This window comes from Finegoldia sp. (assembly GCF_046991905.1).
Taxonomy (GTDB): domain Bacteria; phylum Bacillota; class Clostridia; order Tissierellales; family Peptoniphilaceae; genus Finegoldia.
Genome location: NZ_JBKWZF010000003.1, coordinates 114,189 through 131,360 on the forward strand (window position 1 = coordinate 114,189; position 17,172 = coordinate 131,360).

The 17,172-nt window shown below is 42.7% G+C and carries 13 protein-coding genes; 7 read left to right on the forward strand and 6 right to left on the reverse strand.

Annotated features, from left to right (window positions below):
- Positions 1-52: 52 nt before the first annotated feature.
- The 5 genes from ACLUJM_RS02780 to ACLUJM_RS02800 all read left to right on the forward strand — a co-directional run bounded on the left by ACLUJM_RS02780 (position 53) and on the right by ACLUJM_RS02800 (position 6,614).
- Entirely contained in the window at positions 53-733 is a 681-nt protein-coding gene (locus ACLUJM_RS02780) for a response regulator transcription factor (protein WP_074747878.1), read from the forward strand.
- On the forward strand, positions 717-2,360 hold the full coding sequence (locus ACLUJM_RS02785; protein WP_021420140.1) for a sensor histidine kinase: 1,644 nt from the start codon (positions 717-719) through the stop codon (positions 2,358-2,360). Before ACLUJM_RS02780 ends, ACLUJM_RS02785 begins: the two co-directional genes overlap by 17 nt.
- Before the next feature lie 397 nt (positions 2,361-2,757).
- A complete protein-coding gene (locus ACLUJM_RS02790) occupies positions 2,758-5,103 on the forward strand; it encodes an anaerobic ribonucleoside triphosphate reductase (RefSeq protein ID WP_008816017.1) in 2,346 nt (781 codons plus the stop codon).
- The gene (gene nrdG / locus ACLUJM_RS02795; RefSeq protein ID WP_008816016.1) at positions 5,096-5,644 is read left to right on the forward strand and encodes an anaerobic ribonucleoside-triphosphate reductase activating protein; all 549 of its coding nucleotides are present in this window, start codon (positions 5,096-5,098) and stop codon (positions 5,642-5,644) included. Before ACLUJM_RS02790 ends, nrdG begins: the two co-directional genes overlap by 8 nt.
- Before the next feature lie 481 nt (positions 5,645-6,125).
- Entirely contained in the window at positions 6,126-6,614 is a 489-nt protein-coding gene (locus tag ACLUJM_RS02800; RefSeq protein WP_008816015.1) for a helix-turn-helix domain-containing protein, read from the forward strand.
- Positions 6,615-7,023: 409 nt separating this feature from the next.
- On the opposite strand, the gene ACLUJM_RS02805 is transcribed toward ACLUJM_RS02800, so the two are convergent.
- Genes ACLUJM_RS02805 through ACLUJM_RS02820 form a run of 4 tightly spaced genes read right to left on the reverse strand, consistent with a single transcriptional unit; the run spans position 7,024 to position 11,500 of the window.
- On the reverse strand, positions 7,024-7,467 hold the full coding sequence (locus ACLUJM_RS02805; protein ID WP_002606721.1) for a PTS sugar transporter subunit IIA: 444 nt from the start codon (positions 7,465-7,467) through the stop codon (positions 7,024-7,026).
- A 3-nt stretch (positions 7,468-7,470) separates the two neighbouring features.
- Positions 7,471-8,508: a PTS fructose transporter subunit IIC gene (locus ACLUJM_RS02810; RefSeq protein WP_008816012.1), complete on the reverse strand. Its 1,038-nt coding sequence runs from the start codon at positions 8,506-8,508 to the stop codon at positions 7,471-7,473.
- Between the two features lie 20 nt (positions 8,509-8,528).
- Positions 8,529-8,843, reverse strand: coding sequence for a PTS fructose transporter subunit IIB (locus ACLUJM_RS02815; protein WP_002606723.1), 315 nt, complete (start codon positions 8,841-8,843; stop codon positions 8,529-8,531).
- Between the two features lie 14 nt (positions 8,844-8,857).
- On the reverse strand, positions 8,858-11,500 hold the full coding sequence (locus ACLUJM_RS02820) for a glycoside hydrolase family 38 C-terminal domain-containing protein (RefSeq protein ID WP_009588979.1): 2,643 nt from the start codon (positions 11,498-11,500) through the stop codon (positions 8,858-8,860).
- A gap of 334 nt (positions 11,501-11,834) precedes the next feature.
- Between ACLUJM_RS02820 and ACLUJM_RS02825 the strand changes: the two genes are divergently transcribed.
- Positions 11,835-13,778: a BglG family transcription antiterminator gene (locus tag ACLUJM_RS02825; RefSeq protein WP_008816008.1), complete on the forward strand. Its 1,944-nt coding sequence runs from the start codon at positions 11,835-11,837 to the stop codon at positions 13,776-13,778.
- A 64-nt stretch (positions 13,779-13,842) separates the two neighbouring features.
- Entirely contained in the window at positions 13,843-14,211 is a 369-nt protein-coding gene (locus ACLUJM_RS02830; RefSeq protein ID WP_008816007.1) for a nuclear transport factor 2 family protein, read from the forward strand.
- 97 nt (positions 14,212-14,308) lie between these two features.
- Here ACLUJM_RS02830 and ACLUJM_RS02835 read toward each other — a convergent pair whose 3' ends face one another.
- Complete coding sequence (locus ACLUJM_RS02835; protein WP_161128918.1) at positions 14,309-16,084, reverse strand: ABC transporter ATP-binding protein; 1,776 nt, start codon at positions 16,082-16,084, stop codon at positions 14,309-14,311.
- A gap of 158 nt (positions 16,085-16,242) precedes the next feature.
- Positions 16,243-17,172: tyrosine-type recombinase/integrase (locus ACLUJM_RS02840; protein WP_412412083.1), on the reverse strand; the 930-nt coding region annotated here is incomplete at its 5' end.

Genomic DNA, 17,172 nt, shown 5'->3' on the forward strand with positions numbered 1-17,172 from the left:
TCATCACATAAGGGTATGGCATTCAAGTTATAATACAGATAGAGGTGATAACATGAGCAAACTGCTGGTTGTGGACGATGAGGAACGTATCAGAAGCATGATTCGTAAGTATGGTGAATTTGAGGGACATGAAATTGAGGAAGCAGTGGATGGAATGGATGCCATCGAAAAGTGTAAGCAGGCGGAATATGATCTAATCATTATGGATATCATGATGCCGAATCTGGACGGCTTTTCAGCGGTAAAGGAAATCCGTAAGGATGTGCAGACTCCTGTCATTATGCTCTCCGCAAGAGGAGAGGAATATGATAGAATCCACGGCTTTGAAATCGGTGTTGATGATTATGTGGGAAAACCGTTTTCTCCTAAGGAGCTGATGATGCGTGTCAGTGCCATATTAAAGCGATATCATGGTGATGTAAACACCAGAAAAAAGGATATCTATACCTATGAAGGCTTGAAAATCGATTTTACGGCACGCAAGGTCTTTATTGATGATAAAGAGGTGGAAATGTCGCCAAAGGAATATGTTCTATTATTTTATCTGGTACGCAATGAAGGAATCGCACTGACAAGAGAACAGCTGATTCATGATGTATGGGGGTATGATTTCTATGGGGATGACAGAACGCTGGATACGCATATCAAGCTGCTGAGAAAAAGTCTGCAGGATTACAGCCGCCTGATTATTACACTGCGCGGAGTAGGGTATCGTTTTGAAGCTGAAAAATAAACAGGTGGCAGGCGTCGACAGAAAAGAGCGAAAACCAATCAGCGTCAAGTGGAAGATTTTTGTCACACTGGTGTTCTTTATTGTCATTATCATTGCAGTACTATGGTTTTTTCAGGTATTTTTTCTGGAAAAATTTTATATGTTTATCAAATCCAATTCCGTAAAAAAGGCCGCCAGTGAAGTAAATGAAGTCATTACGCAGAAGCTGGATGGCTCACTGGATATGGAATCCTATAAAACAAAAATTTCAAACATTTCCCGCAATGGGGATTTCTGTGTCATCGTTTATGATGAGGATACGAGCAAGGATCCGATTATGGGCAATGAAAGCGATGGCAAATGTATGCTCAGCAAATCTGCCAGCTATGCTGCCCATGCAGATGTTATTGATGAACTGAAGGGGGAAGCCCTGTCACAGAAGGATGGAATAGCTTCCAGACTGATTGAGGATACTGCCAAGGTGGAGGTGCCCTTTGAATCCTTTCGTTTCTCTTTGACAAAGGAAGGTCTTATGATACCGCGTCCGGAGGCATTTCCATCACGGCTTACATCGGATATCAGAGACAACGGCAGAAATAAACAGAATATGAAAATTTCCAAGGGTGTGCAGAATATGACCTACATCAGTGTGGTCACAGGAAGCAATTCCCATATGAAAATCAGTGTGATCAATGCACAGCTGACACCGGTAAATGCTACGATTGAAACAATCAAGACACAGTTTATCATCATTGCGGCAATATTGACTGTAGTGGCGCTTATGCTGGCCTTTTATCTTTCAAGAAAGATTGCACGTCCCATCATCTCCATTAACAACGGAGCGAAAACGCTTGCGACCGGTCAGTATGATGTTGCCTTCAGCGGTAAGGGATATCTGGAAATTGAGGAGCTGAGCAATACGCTGAACTATGCTTCCAGAGAGCTGAGGAAGGTGGAGAATCTGCGGCGTGAGCTGATTGCGAATATGAGCCATGACCTGCGAACACCGCTGACAATGATCAGCGGATACGGGGAGGTTATGCGGGATATCCCCGGTGAGAACACACCGGAGAATGTACAGATTATCATTGATGAGACAAAACGTCTGACCAATCTGGTGAACGATATGCTGGATCTATCCAAGCTGCAGGCAGGTGTACAGGAGCTGCATGCGGTTTCCATGAATCTGACGGACGAGATCCGCAGCATCATCGAACGCTATGAAACCCTTTTAAAGCAGGATGAGTATGATATTCGCTTTGAATATAGAGAAGATGTCATAATTCAGGGAGATGTGATCAAGCTTGATCAGGTTATCTATAATCTGATTAACAATGCCATCAACTACAGCGGAGAGGATCATCAGGTCATCGTGAAGCAGCTTCTTGAACAGGGAAGGGTTCGTATCGAAATAATCGATCATGGTCCGGGTATCGAAAAGGATAAGCTTGCGTATATCTGGGAACGGTATTACAAGGTGGATAAGACGCATGTGCGCTCCCGGGTTGGCAGCGGTCTGGGTCTGAGCATTGTTAAAGCTGTTCTGGAGCTTCATAAGGCTGAATACGGCGTACTTAGTGAAGAAGGAGTAGGAAGTACCTTCTGGTTCTCTCTGCCTTACAGCAAAAGCCAAAACGAGGATGGATAGTGTCTGTATCAAGCTGAATCACTAGAAACTATGATAATAAACACAGCTGTTTTAAAACGATGTCAGGGAGGCAGCAGGTACAGACTCAAAACAAGGGGTGCTCGTTATAAAATACATACCATACATATTCATATAGAATAAAAATATCTGTGGATGACATTTCATGGATATTTTTTATTAATCATTACGTAAATGGAAGAAAAATATCAGGAAAAATGCTTACACTTTTTCATGTAAATAAAAAAAAGCATTTACAGTCCCACAAACACTGAAATTGAGGTATAATAAGTGTCAGAGCAAATAGAGATGAAGGTTCATCTACAACATAAACAATCTGAATACACGTAAATGCCGCGTGTATTTTCTATTGTCATTGTTCTAGGTTAAGGAGGATTCTATGATCACTAGCATTAAGAAAAGGGACGGACGTGAAATACATTTCTCTCCGGAAAAAATCACAAGAGCTATTTTCCTGGCAGCAAGCAGAGTAGCACAGGAGGAAGGCAGCAAAGCAGATTATGAAACAGCGGAAATACTGACGGAGAAAGTCGTAAATCTTCTGAATAATACATACCAGGGCACAACACCAACCGTGGAAAATGTGCAGGATGCAGTTATTAAGGTATTGATTGAAACCGGTCATGCGAGAACCAGTGAAGCATATATCCTGTATCGTGCAGAACGTACAAGAATCCGCAGCATGAAGACAAGGCTGATGAAATCCATTGAGGAAATTACGTTTGCGGACAGCAACGATGCGGATATCAAGCGTGAGAATGCCAATATTGACGGAAATACGGCAATGGGTACCATGCTGCAGTACGGAAGTGCTGTATCCAAGGAATTCTGTATGAGTCAGCTGATGAATCCGCAGCATGCGGCGCTTCATGAAAACGGAGATATCCATATTCATGATATGGATTTTATGAATATGGGGACGCTGACCTGCTGTCAGATTGATTTGGAAAAGCTGTTTAACGGCGGTTTTTCAACCGGTCACGGGCATCTGCGTGAACCGCAGGATATCACCAGCTACGCAGCTCTTGCGGCAATCGCAATCCAGAGTAACCAGAACGATCAGCATGGCGGTCAGAGTATACCTGCCTTTGATTTTTATCTGGCAAAGGGTGTCGCAAAAACCTTCCGCAAGGAATATATCAGTAATCTCAACAAAGCGCTGGAGCTGTTTATCAATCTGGATGCCGATGTGAGAGAACCGTTCAAGGCAGTGGAGAAGGAAACAGGAAAAACTGCAGCTATGATCATGGACGACAGCTTCCTGAACAGCCTGAATGCCATGCTGAAGGAAACCTTCGGTCTTGGTGAGGAACAAATCGAGCTGATCAATAAATTCGCTTATAAAGAAGCAAACGTTGCCACAAGAAGAAAAACCTATCAGGCAATGGAAGCCTTTGTACATAATCTGAACACCATGCATTCACGTGCCGGTGCACAGGTACCGTTTTCCAGTATAAACTTCGGTACGGATATGACACCGGAGGGTAGACTGATCAGTGAAAATCTGATGCTGGCACAGGAAGCAGGTTTAGGGAACGGAGAAACACCGATTTTCCCGATTCTGATTTTCAAGGTTAAGGAAGGCATTAACTATAATCCTGAGGATCCTAACTACGACCTGTTTAAGCTGGCAATGCGTGTATCCGCAAAACGTCTGTTTCCGAATTTCAGCTTTATGGATGCTCCGTTCAACAAACAGTATTACAAGGAAGGACATCCGGAAACAGAAACAACCTATATGGGATGCCGTACCCGCGTTATGGGAAATATCAACGGTCCGGAAATTGCGACAGGAAGAGGAAACAACTCCTTTACCTCCATCAACCTGCCGCGTCTTGGAATCAAGCACGGAGTTGCTGTAAATGGTGATTTCAATGAGGCTGCTTTCTTTAATGAGCTGGATGAAAAGATGGAAATCGTTATTCAGCAGCTGCTGGAGCGTCTGGAAATTCAGGGAAGAAAGAAAGTGAAAAACTTCCCATTCCTGATGGGACAGGGTGTCTGGATCGGCAGTGAGAATCTGAGCTGGGAGGATACGCTGGAGGAAATCATCAAGCAGGGAACGCTGACGATTGGTTTCATCGGTCTGGCGGAATGTTTAAAGGCGCTGATCGGAGAACATCACGGAGAAAGTGAAGAAGCGCAGAAGCTCGGTCTGAAAATCGTAGGGCATATGCGTGAAATGTGTGATGAAGCTACAGAGAAATACGGTCTGAACTTCTCTCTTATTGCAACTCCTGCAGAAGGTCTGTCTGGAAGATTTACACGGATTGATAAGAAAATCTACGGTATCATACCGGGTGTTACAGATCGGGATTACTATACAAATTCCTTCCATGTACCGGTATACTATCACATAACAGCATTTAAGAAGATTCAGAAGGAAGCTCCTTATCATGAATTCACAAACGGCGGACATATCTCCTATGTGGAAGTGGACGGAGATCCTACAAATAATCTGGAAGCATTTGAATCCATCGTTCGCTGTATGAAGGATGCGGGAATCGGTTACGGCAGCATCAACCATCCGGTAGACCGTGATCCATGCTGCGGCTACAGTGGTGTAATTGAAGGGCATGTCTGTCCAAAATGCGGAAGAGACGAGCGTGAGGAAGAATATAAGTTTGAGAAAATCCGCCGTATTACCGGTTATCTGGTAGGTACGGTAGACCGTTTCAATGATGCAAAGGCATCTGAAGAACGGGATCGTGTAAAGCATGGATAGCAAAACCATCCGACTGGCTTCCCCTATGCAGGAGGACAGCTTTGTAGATGGTCCCGGTGTTCGTATGGTTATCTGGACGCAGGGGTGCAGACATCACTGCCCAAACTGTCACAATCCGCAAACCTGGGATACGGAAGGCGGCACCCTGTATTCCGTTGAACAGCTGCAGCAGCAGATTCGTGATGCACAGCTGCAGAGCGGTCTGACACTTTCAGGCGGAGAGCCGTTTCTGCAGGTTGAGCCATTGCTGGAAATCGTAAGAACGGCAAAGGAAAAACAGCTGAACATCTGGGCTTACAGCGGGTTCACCTATGAAGAGCTTCTTGCGGATGAGCGTAAGAAAAGGCTGCTTGTGCAACTTGATGTGCTGGTTGACGGTAAGTTTGTGAATGAGCTGAAGGATTACCGTCTTGTCTTTAAGGGAAGCCGGAATCAGAGAATCATCGATGTACAGAAATCACTGCAAAGCGGCAGTGTCATCCTGTCAGAAAAGGATGAACAGAATCAGAAGCTGAAGGAAGAGGATATGATCAATGCATGACCATATCCTTTCTTTTATCTCTTTCTATAGCATAAGAGGAATAGCTGAATCATCGATTCTCTGTGAAACTGCAAACAGCGTCATATGAGCCAAAAGGAAGAGGGAATGCGGCTGTTCTTAATTACTGCATACCTTTTTCCAAAGGTGATGCTTTGTGCCCTTGTTATTATAATTTCATTCTATACAGAAAACTTTATAGATAATTATTTTGATGTGTGAACTATACAGGCACTGAAGCTGTACAGCAAGATTGCATATATGCAATGGAAGTTCTTCCATAAGATTTTAAGGAATAGATTGCATGACAGATAAGTGTGTTGATACGAATATAATGTAAAAGGCTGTTGTAAAAGGAAATATGGGGAATTCTACTATTGGTTGAGAAGCAGACAACGAGCAGTTGTGACATTCAACCAGCTCTATCTTCCTTTAGGAAGAAATCATTTCTATAATGAGGGTGTGAAGAAAGGTGGAACACTATATGAAAGCATTAGGAACCAAAATAAGTGAATTGAGAAAAGCAAGGGGTATGACACAGGATGAGCTTGCAGATAAAATGGGAGTTTCGCCGCAGGCTGTATCAAAATGGGAGAATGATCTTTCTATGCCGGATCTTCCAGTATTGATTGAGCTGTCAGACTTCTTCCATATTTCTCTGGATGATTTTCTAAAAGAAAAGGTGCAGACAGTCGAACTGCTTCCGGAAGATAAGCGAAAGGATATCGAACAGATGTTTTTGAGAGTGTATGTGAATTCAGAGAATGGAGACAGAGTACGTGTCAACCTGCCGCTGGTTCTGGTAAAAATGGCCAGAGATATGGGGCTGGACATCCCGCAGATGACAGACAATCCAATGATGCAGAAAATCGATCTGGGAATGATTATGCAGCTGATAGAGAGTGGTGTGATCGGAAAGCTTGTAGAAGTCGATTCTGCAAACGGAGATCATGTCGAAGTGATTGTCGAATAGCATGAAGATACGGATTCATGCACAGTCCTGCCGTCTAAATCTTCGCATTCCCGATAGCATGCTTTATAATATGCTCACCTGTACAGTGATTAGAAAGACAATACAGGAGAATACGGAAATAGCATGGACAATGGATAAGGAGACCACAAGAAAGATGATGCGTCTTCTAAAGCATTTCAGTAAGGAATACAGGGGATTAACCATCGTTGATGTAGAAACGGCTGATGGGGAAATTGTGCAGATAACATTATAAAAGGATCATGGCTATGATCTTTTTTCTGTTTACACCTGTGCTCCTGAACAAAGAAGAGAAGCATTTTGAAAAAAAGAAACAGGTGCCGTTGACCTGTTTCTAAGCTGCTTCCTATCTTTTACTGATTATGTAACATGCAAAGCTGTAGTTTTATCTTCAGCTAATGCTGCATTCTTCCAGCAGCTGCAGACAGCCGTCCGGATTGTCTGAATGAAGAAGCGCATTTGTAAATCCCAAATCCATCAGCTTTCTTGCCAGGTTGGAAAGGATTCTAAGATGCTCATTCCCGCTGTTTTCCTTGCGTACAGCAATACCGAATACCATCTGAACCTGATCATCATCCCATTGAATTGGATTTTGTAGTCGAAGAAAGACCAGAGATGTATGCCTGACGCCCAATGACAATGCATGCGGTATAGCGATGCTGGAGCCCATGGCTGTAGATATTTCGTCCTCTCTTGAATAAACATCGTCTATATATTGCTGCTTATCACACAGCCGCTGATTATTCTCCAGTGTATCCGCAATGCAGGAAATAATATCATCCTTGGACTGCAGATTCATATCAAGGAGAATCAGATTCTCATTGATCAACTTCATGTCTTACTCCTGATCCGGTTCATTTCTGATAAAGAAATAAATCATACAGACAGCAACTGCTGTTCCTGCTGCAAACGATAACAGATATAATGGGATATTGCTGACAAGAAGCAATGTTTCCAGACCGCCAATCGGTGCAGATAGTGTAATTCCAAACATGGCTACCAAGGCTCCTGTTACTGCTGCTCCAACACATAAGGAAGGAAGAATTTTCTTAGGCCGGTCTGCTACAAAGGGAATGGCTCCTTCAACAAAGAAACTGAGTCCCATAATATATGCAGCAATTTTTGCCCCCCGTAAATTTTCGCTGAACTTTTTAGGAAACAGTGTACAGGCGACAGCACAGCTTGTAGCAATTACCATGGCACTGCAGCCGCAGGAAGCCATGACAACAGACGGTACGGTTCCTCCATCTGCTGCAGTCAGTGTTGCAACAGAGAACAGATATGCAGTTTTGTTGATGGGACCGCCAAGATCAAGTGCCAGCATACCGCCGATTACTGCCCCAAGCAGTGCAGCATTTGTACCGCTGAGACCGGACAGGAAATCTGTAAGCGCATTGCTGACAGGGGCAACGACAGAATTGATTGCCAGCATGGCAAGACTTGTTAATGCAAGACCCAGTATCGGGAATAACAGCAGTGTTTTGATTCCCTCCAGAGATCGAGGTATCCCGGCAGTCAACTTTTTCAGACCGAGAATGATATAACCCGCTGCGAAGCCGCCGATCACAGCGCCAAGAAAACTAGAGCCGCCGTTTGCTGCCAAAGCACCGGCTACCATACCGGTCAGCAATCCCGGCCGATCCGCTATGGAATAGGCAATATAAGCTCCCATAATCGGAAACATATACCCCATAGCCAGCCCGCCAATCTGATTCAGCCAGGAAACGAAAACATTGGATGAGCCGAAGGTCGCTGTGTTGGCATTCTGAAAATCAAACAGATAGGCACATGCCAGCATAATTCCACCACCTACAACAAATGGCAGGAAGTAAGAAACACCGGACATCAGATGATTATAGCTTTTTTTCCAATTCATAATTTTCTCCTCTTTTTCATTTAATATTCTTTTAGTGCATCATTCAGTTTTTCATATACGCTTTCTACTTTTCTAACGGCATCTGTTACAGAAACCTCCAGAAGCTTTTTCCCTCTGAAGCGCTCCATTTCCACACGGGTATCTGCCGCAATGATAACGTAGTCTGCTTCCTTAATATCTTCCTCACGTAATCGGTTCTCTACACCTCCGGAACCATTTGTTTCAATTTTTACCTGAAAGCCCAGTTTCTTACCCTGCCGCTCCAGATTCTCAGCGGCCATATACGTATGGGCAATTCCTGCCGGGCAGGCACATACTCCGATAATGCGTTTCATAAACAAGTCCTCCTTTATGTTCTTTCTATCTGTATCATTCTGAGCTCACCCTTACGCAGAGGCTCCAGCTCATTGGACAGCGGTTTGTGTATTGTATGATCCAGTGTCGTCAGTGTGTAAACAAGCGCTTCATCGCTATGTATTATGCCGCAGGATACCGGCTCTATTTCATTGTTATACAGACGAAGCAGCCAGTAATCTTTTTCCTTCACCAGTGATCCGAAGCAGCCCTGTAGCTCATCCATATTCAGAAAGCTCCAGGAATCCGGAAGTCTCTGTTCTGGTGGATTGGTAGGAAAATAGGATATCGGATGCACAGACTTATCAAAATGCTGTCCTTCAAAACAGAGCTGCGGGCAGGCATATTGAATGTAGTCTTGGCAGATACGATTACCGTCATAGCTTTCATACCACGTTAAGGCCAGATCAAAGCTGTTTTCTTTCAGCATCTGACATTTCGGTGTTTGGAATATCATGTAGTCCAGACCGCTGGGCCTGCCCGGACGACGATGCAGATCCGGATAGCCCATAGCACCATAGGAACGAAACAATACTACAGCGATATCCTTGTTACCTTCGTCTATCAGCTCATATTCCTTACTGCTTTTCGTCATAACAGTCATGACTTCATCATCCTCTACCGATACATAATTCAATAACGGCCATGTTGGACTGGGCTCTTCAAACCAGCCATCCGCCTTCCAGGTCTTTAAAGCTGCCGGAGTGCTTTCGCGTTTGATGTAGCTGTATTGTGTCCCTGCAAGTGAATACGTATGCGGTGCCTGTCCGGTGAAAACCAGACGTACACGATGATCCGTTGCATGATTATCAATCGTTCCCGAAATACGGATATTATTCTTATCTATCAGCTCAAGCTTAATTTTATATCGCATACCGGAATTTCGTATTCTATCTTTTCTATTCTTCAGATTCCGAGGTATCTCCATGGTACCTGTCAGGGTCATACAGCTGTAAGTCATATTCTGTACGCAGGAAACTTCTGCATGTTCAAAGTAATCTGTAAGAATCCAGTCATATTCTGGAGGAGAATAGTCAAAGCTGTCTCCCTCATCCCCGGACTCCTCCAGATAGATAGCGCTGCGATGCTCCCTATGACTCCTGTAATCAAAGATATGTACACCCTCTTCATCCTTGTGAATACGGAAACGGTTATTTTCAATATAAGGAACCTGCGCCAGTTCATAGCTGACAGATGGCTGATCAATATCCTGAATATACAATGTGCGATAGGAAAGCCCCTTCATATGATCAATCTGCAATATGATTTCTGTTTCATAGAAATAGCCCTTGGGATCCATATCACGGATATCTTTACGTAAAACACCACAGTTCTTTTTTACTGTCCCTGCACGCGTATACGGCAGCTCCTTTCCATCCAGAAGGATTCGGAAATCAGGTTTTCCAGTCTGTACAGTTGTATGCAGTGTCTGTGTTCTTGTATATGGCAGCGTATTGCATACCAGCAGAGGATATCCATCCTCCCTCTTCTGTACAGAAAGAGAAAGCAGCTTCATCAGAAATACCGTTTGAGAGGTTATCAGATTGTAAGCATTCTGTGTTTCCTGCTGAATATAGTCATTTGTTTCATCTGTCAGTGTCGCAGAGGAATGTGTCTGGCAGCGCAGCAGACGATTCCATATTTCATCGATCAGTCCGTGGTCATACGGGATACCCTGTGCATCCAGCATGGACATAAGAGGCTGAAGACCGTATGTGATCTTTCGCTCACAGGCATCCTGCAGTGCTTTGATATCTGCGCGTGCGGAGAAAATGGAACGGTGAACCCGATGATACTGCGTCGAGAACAGTTCATGCTCATGGCATTTTAAATTGTGACCATGCTCTCTTACACGATTGCAGAAGTCCTGCCATGTTGTTGATACAAATGCAATGTCTGTTTGCTGTGCGTTATACTCTGCTATTCGTTTTGGTATATCCAGCATTGCCGGATTTTGATCAAAGCCCAGCGGAAATACAAATTCGTGATCCAGTGTGGAATAGGACAGGAGCCGGTCAATCAGACTTTGTACACTGATTTTATTGTAGTCAAGAGCTGATTCATCAAATAATGTACCATTACGGAATGCATAGCATCCGTATCCATAGCCTGCAATCATTGTGCATACCAGCAGCTCACTGCCGTCATTTGATTTCATGTAAAATTCGCTGCCAAGCTTATAATCATCTCCAACACCGCGTGTTATGACAAAATCCTTAATTCCAAACTGATGAAATATCTTGGGAAAATCCCAGGAATGTCCAAAGGAATCCGGCAGATATGCAACCCTGGAAACATATCCGAGATTTTCGGCAGACTGCATGCCGAGTCTCAGGTTGTTAATGACAGATTCACCATTGCAGATAAAGCAGTCAAGCTGTGAGTGAAAGGGTCCGATTACGAGCTTTTTTTCCGTTACGAGAGTTCGTATGTATGCTTCGTCCTCCGGGTGAAGCTTTCTGTACTCATCCATCGGCGCACTCTGTCCGTCGAAAAAGAAATCTGTAATTCTTCCGCTTCGAAAGCCTTCCAGCATCTCCTTCATATTATAGCACAGCTGAACAGTTGCATCCTGTGCTGTGAAATACCAGATCAGATCCCAATGTGTATGATGAATACAATGTGCTGTTTTCTTCATTGCTGTTCCTCCTTGCACCTCTACTATATCAACCGCTGTCTTCAACAATCAATAGAGCACGGCACTTCCTTTTTTCAACATCTACAGGTATTCCTGCAATTTTTTCCAGACAGCTGTATATAGAAATTATGATATAATTTCTATGGAAGAAAGCGGATATCAGATGCTGTTTATTTTAGGCATACAGCTCTCACCTTCGGTATGCGTTCCGAAAGAAAAGCAGAAATTAAATCTGTATCTTTTCCGCAGGATCGAGATAGATACCGTATGGAAGGCTCTTGGCATACTATAATGGGTGATAAAAACAAAAAGGACAGTGAACTGGAGGCTTATCATGAAAAAAACACAAAGGTGGATGGAACTTCTGAATATACTTGTAGAGGAACAGAATTTTCAGACTGTGGCAGAGCTTGCAGAACAGGTCGCAGTATCTTCGCGAACGATACACAGCGATTTGCAGGATACCAGTTTTCTACAGCTCCTTCATGGTGCCGAGCTGATAAAAAAACCGAACATCGGAATACGTCTTCACTGTACACAAAAACAGAGAGAGGCGATTTACCGGCAGCTTCAAAAAAATCGCTTTGAGACATCTGTCCCCTTGGAAAAGGGAAATGATTTACATACGGTTTTGCATATGCTTTTAACTTATAGGGATGCGATCCGTATGGAGGATCTTGCAGATGCATTATACCGTTCAAAGTCCTCACTGACCACTGTTCTGGAGGAAGCTGAGAGACTTGCTGAGAACTATGACTGCAGACTTCGAAAACGTTCAAACTATGGTCTGTCTCTGGAAGGTCACGAAGAGGATATCCGAAATCTTTTTTACCGTTTTGTAGACACTCTTCCGATGCAGGGATATCAGCATAATGATCTGGATGTCCGTCTGCCGGATGCATTATATGAAAAAATGAAAATGGTATTTGATGTTCAGATGATTCGGATGATTATCCCGATTGTAAAATCATCGGAAATCAATCTGAATACTCATTATTGTGATTATGATTTCGGTATGCTGATTCTCAAATGCTGTATATTACTTACGCGCTGTCAGATTGACAGGTCAGTTCAAAAGCAGACAACCATCAGCACTGATCTTCAGGAATATTATGTAGCCACCATCATGAAGCTGAAAATGGAGCAGACATTTCATGTAAGCCTTCCCGAAGAGGAAATATATTATCTGGAACGGGTGATTCTTTCAACCCGCAAGCAGCAAAACCAGGAGCAGTTTCAGGAGCTGGACAGTGCCATGCTGGATAGATTCATTTATCTGGTATCGGAACGTCTGAATGTCGATCTGTCAGAAGATAAACAGCTCAAACAAAACCTTTGCAATCATATGAAACCGGCAATCCGGAGAATGAAGTATGGTATCTCAAGTGAGAATCCTCTGCTGGAAGCAATCAAAACGAAATACACGGAGGTCTATGTCGCAATCATGACAACGATTGATAAGATAGAGGAAAGGGAACACATCTATTTTGACGCCAATGAGCTTGGCTTTATCTGTCTGCATATCGTCGGAGCCTTAAACCGCTCCAGAAATATCCGTTCCATACGCTGTTTATTGATCTGTGACGCCGGAATCACCTTTGAATCCTATATTAAAAGCATGGTTGAAACATCCTTTCGTGAAATAGAAATTGTGAACATTATAGGCAGTGATGAAATGAAAAAAGAAACGGGGCACCAGCATGATCTTATACTGAATGCTACAACGAACCGTCTGCATGCTTCCAATATTATAAATATCGATCACTTGTTTACAGAAGCATCCTGTTCGCAGATTCGTCATTGGATTTTTGCAAGAGAAATCAAGCATACGCTGGAGCTTCGCACAAAGTTTGACAGCTATCTTTCTTATTTTCAGGACAGCTGTGAAAATCGCAGAAGTCTCATTCATAAATACTGCACATATCTGGAGGATAACGGATATGTTACAGAAGCGTTTGAGGCGTCGGTTTATGATCGTATTCAGTATTCCTCAACAGCAATCGGACGTGGTGTTGCAGTCCCTCACGGTACGAAAAAAGCAGTGAAGAATTCCGTTATTTTAATCATCAAACTGGATCATACAATCACATGGGATGATCAGCTTGTTGATCTTGTATTCTTTGCGGCCATCGGTGAGGATATCAGTACGGAATACAGTAAAATATTTCGCCGCATTGTACGGATTGTCTCTGATGATGAGCAGACGCACATGCTGAAAAGCTGTAACAGTCTTGAAGAAATCAGAAAATATCTGTTTGATACCGAACAAAAAGCATAAGCTTTTTATATTTGCTCTTGCAATCCTTTCAGCTGCGTGTAGGATTTATGGTGAGGTGGTTACTATGAAAGAATTAAAAAGCTATATACAATCCGTCAATACCTGCAGTGATTCGCTGATTCGTGAGGTGTGGAGTGATCAGGATGAATGCTCCATGATATTTCCAAAAGGGGAAGTGGAAGGACTGGACGCTATCCTTGCTTCCTTTTATCACGGAGCGATGGCTCAGTATGAAACGCGCGACCTTCAACAGGATGATGTTAAGATTCAGGAATTCTGTGATATTACAATTGTACGCTTTTACTGGACGCTGTATGCGACGATGAAGGACAGCGGGGAACATATCATGAACAAGGGAAGGGAAACACAGATTTACCGCAGCTATCCGCAGGGGAAAAAGCTGGTGCATGTGCATTATTCCAGACTGCCGTAAGGCATGGCGTTAACACCTGTGAACATTCGTATATATCGACATGATTGCTGAACAGCAGAACAAGAAAAAAGCACGATTTTTCACAACCGTGCTTTTTCTATTGTCTGGAATGTAGTGTTTCACGAGTCTGTTCATCAAAATCCAGACCTTCAAACTGCATATGATAATACTTGGCATAGGTGCCGCCCTTCGCAAGCAGTTCATTGTGTGTTCCTCTTTCTTCCATGCCGTTTTCAGAGATAACGATAATTTCATCTGCATTGCGTATGGTGGAAAGACGGTGCGCAATTGTGATACAGGTTCTGTTTTTTGCCAGCTCTTCCAGACTTTTCTGAATATGCCGTTCACTTTCATTATCCAGTGCACTTGTGGCCTCATCCAGAATCAATATTCTTGGATCCTTCAGGAAGACGCGGGCAATACTGATGCGCTGCTTCTGTCCTCCTGACAGTCGTGTACCACGCTCACCGACATAGGTATCATAGCCATCCGGCAGTCCCATAATGAAATCATGAATATTTGCCTTTTTGGCTGCTTCGATGATTTCCTCATCCGTGCATCCGGGTTTTCCATATGCAATGTTTTCTTTTACACTTCCGGTAAACAGATATACATCCTGCTGAACGATACCGATTGCCTTGCGAAGGCTTTCCAGTGTCAGCGTTCGAATATCCTGACCATCCACACGAACAGCTCCGTTCTTCACATCATAAAACCTTGGAAGCAGGGAACAGATTGTCGTTTTCCCTCCGCCGCTTGGTCCGACCAGAGCAATGGAACGGCCTGCTTCGATATGTATAGAAACATCATCCAAAACATGCTCTTCCTCATTATAAGAGAAGGTCACATGATCATAATCTATGACACCCTGAACATTCTTCAGCTCCTGTGCATCCGGTGCATCCTGAATATCCGGCTCTGTTTCGATGACTTCAAGGAATCGTTTAAACCCGGAATAGCCCTTTTGAAACATCTCTGTAAATTCAACGAGCACCTCAATCGGGGCAACAAAGATGTTGATATACAGGGCATAGGTCGCAAGAGAAATTGGATCGAGTGTTCCGTTGGCAATAAAATATCCACCCGCAACCAGAATCGTCAGGTACAGCATCCCCTGAAAGAAATTATTTCCTGCATGAAACAGTCCCATCCGGTAATAGTTATTCGTCTTAGATTGCAGAAACAGCTGATTGCTGTGAGAAAATTTATCACGCTCAATGTCTTCATTGGCGAAGGATTTGACAACACGGATACCGGCCAGAGAATCCTGCAGGCTTGCATTGACACCGGCAATCTTACGGCGGTTATCCATAAAGGTTGCCTGCATTTTCTTATTCTGAAGCATACTGAAAATCAGCATGACCAGCGTTACTGCAATCAGAATCAGGGTCAGCGGTACGTGGATGTACAGCAGCAACAGAAAGGAACCGATAATTTTCAATAGCGAGATAAATACATTTTCCGGTCCGTGATGCGCGAATTCTGAAATATCAAACAAATCAGAAACCAGCTTGCTCATCATTTCCCCGGTATTGTTACGGTCATAATAGGAGAAGGACAGGCGCTCAAACTGATCAAACAGATCCTGACGCATATCGCTCTCCATACGTGCTCCCATAATATGTCCCTGCGCTGTTACATAATACCGGCAGATTGCACGAACGACATACATTACAAGCAGTCCTGCCCCAAGCAGAAGCAGACTGTCCATAATCATATCCTTTGGTTGAATATAAAATGTAGTATTCAGATAGCTCAGAATCTGCGGAAATGCAAGATCAACCGCACTGATCACAAGTGCACAGAACATATCAAGAAAGAACACAGTCTTATATGGCTTATAATAGCTTATAAATTTCTTCATAACTTCCATTCAAAAATCCCTCCGTTTCGCATACTGCATTATTATACACGATTTGAAAGTTGCTTACAAATCATATCAACTCATTACAAAATAAGGCGTTTATTTTTATTCATTTACATAATTTACGTTAATTTCATATGTTTTGCATATATTAGTTTAACAATAGTCTAACAAATGTTTATCTTGTTAATCTCTGACAATAGGTAATCTAATGGCTCGTGCGTGTAATTTTTATCTGTAGTTCCTTGCCTTACATGTCCCATGATAAGTTGCCTTGCGCCTTCTTCTACATGTGCAGTTTTTGCTATTGTAGCAAATGTGTGCCTGGTATCATATGGTTCACTATGGTTAAGGCCTAATTCTTCCATTTTATCGTGGAATATCTTCATATATTTTTTATATGTATACCTTGCTCCTTTACCGAAACATAGATATTCATATCTATAAGTTTCCATAAAATAATTAACTATAAAAACAGCATCCCTATGTAACGGTATGATTCTGTTTTTGCCTGCGGCTGTCTTAACACCTCCTACAAGGTATTGTTCATCCAGATATATTTTTGATCTTGGAAGGTCAAGTAATTCTGTCGGTCTCATACCTGTCAGAATGAATAATAAAATCAATTTGCTTTCATCCGTATTATCACAAATCAATTTGTATATTTCATCTATGGTGAATACTCTTCTGATAGCACGTTTTTCAGCTGTTGCTTTATATTCAATATATTCTGTTGGATCATCGTCTCTTGAAATCAATTTCTTTTTCCTTGCATAATTATAAACAATATTGCAAACGTTTCTCATATGGGTTAATTTAGATATTCCACTACCATTTTGCATCTGTATATCGAAGCAATGTTGTAATTTGTCTACACTTATGGCGTTTATTTTTATATCATGTATAGGCTGTAAATGTTTAAATGCTGTTTTAACTGAACTATCCCAGCTTTTTGATTTTCCTTGTCCGAGTCTTTCATATTCTTTATTCCATATCTCTTCAAATGTAGGTATATCATCAGAAATCATCACTCGATCGTTCTGCAATATCAATTTTCCTTCTGTCAAAAGTTTGGATTTGAATAAATCATTGTATAT